Origin of the sequence: Candidatus Symbiopectobacterium sp. (assembly GCF_020054415.1) — a bacterium.
Taxonomy (GTDB): domain Bacteria; phylum Pseudomonadota; class Gammaproteobacteria; order Enterobacterales; family Enterobacteriaceae; genus Symbiopectobacterium.
The window spans coordinates 1-1,312 of sequence record NZ_JAHWCO010000239.1; the positions used below are offsets into that span (position 1 = coordinate 1).

The 1,312-nt window shown below is 54.3% G+C and carries 1 protein-coding gene and 2 pseudogenes; all 3 read right to left on the reverse strand.

Going from position 1 to position 1,312, the window contains the following annotated elements:
* On the reverse strand, positions 1-203 hold a 203-nt coding region (locus tag QZ506_RS06995; RefSeq protein WP_291970027.1), incomplete at its 3' end, for a transposase.
* A 94-nt stretch (positions 204-297) separates the two neighbouring features.
* A pseudogene (locus QZ506_RS07000) lies at positions 298-1,138 on the reverse strand (aldehyde dehydrogenase family protein).
* Positions 1,139-1,227: 89 nt separating this feature from the next.
* Positions 1,228-1,312 (reverse strand): annotated as a pseudogene (locus tag QZ506_RS07005) (lipoprotein); the annotation flags it as partial.

A 1,312-nucleotide genomic window follows, 5' to 3' on the forward strand; every position in this document is an offset into this window, starting at 1 on the left:
AGCGGACCATCGCCGGTGGTAACAGTCTTTGTGGAGTAGCCATTGCGCGTGTTAGTTCCAGATTTGGACTGGTGCTTCTCATGCCCGAGGTGATGGGTCATTTCAGCATTAAGGGCAGCTTCAACGCTGATCTTTTTCAGCAGGCGATCAAACCGGTTGAGATAGTCAGGGGTTTTGAGATTTTTGGCCAGCTCGTTAGCCAGAGCCTGTAACTGTTTTTCGTCCTAAAGTAACCTGCTTTTGATGTTGGATTGAACATATCAAAATCAGGCAATTACACAATCTCGTGTACAGGCTCTAACCAATCCACTTGTAGGTGGTCAACGCTTCCAACCCCATCGGGCAGCGCGCGTGCAATTTATGCGTGCTTACCGCCACTTCGGCACCCAAGCCAAGCTGGCCGCCATCGGTAAAGCGGGTGCTGGCATTGACGTACACCGCCGAGGAATCCACCTCGCGCACAAAGCGTTCCGCATTGCTGATGGAGCGCTTCAAAATGGCATCAGAGTGCTGCGTGCCGTGTTCACGGATATGGGCAATGGCAGCATCCATATCGTCCACCAGTGCCACGTTGAGGTCGTTAGAAAGCAATTCGTCATCGTAGTCCTTTGCTTCCATCGCAACCACCTTGGCAGGCCCGCTTTGTGCCAGTGCGCGTTGAATCACGCTCACCGTGGCCGCATTGGCGCGATAAGTCCCTTTGCCGCAGCGCAGAATCACTGCGTTACCGGTTTTCAGGCACAGGCTGGCGACGTCCACCGTCACATTCGGGCGCGCTTCATAGATAACGCCCACCACGCCCAATGGCACGCGACGGCGTTCCAGCTTCAATCCATTATCCAGCAGGCGGCCATCTATCACTTCACCCACCGGGTTCATTAAGGCGGCAGACCTGGCGCACATCGTCAGCGATGGCGCTCAGCCGCTGCGGTGTGAGCAGCAACCGGTCTTGTAACGCGGCGCTCATGCCATTTTGCCGTGCATCTGCCAGATCCAGTGCGTTTGCGGCCAGAATCTCTGCGCTTTCTGCCTCCAGCAGGTCAGCAATCACCTTCAGAGCCTGGTTCTTCTGCACCGTACTCAGCACCGACAGGTGATAGGAGGCTTGTTTAGCCGCTTTCCCCATTTTTTCCAGCATGGCGTGCTCCTTAATTGATAATCATGTCGTCGCGGGCTTTGTTGAATAAATCAGAACTTGTAACGACTGCGCCCCATACTGGTCGATTGTTACGTGATGCGAATACTGTTCGGCATTCCTAATAGCGTGATCCGGTTAAGCGCTTTGACCATGGCCATGGCTTCACCCACCTGA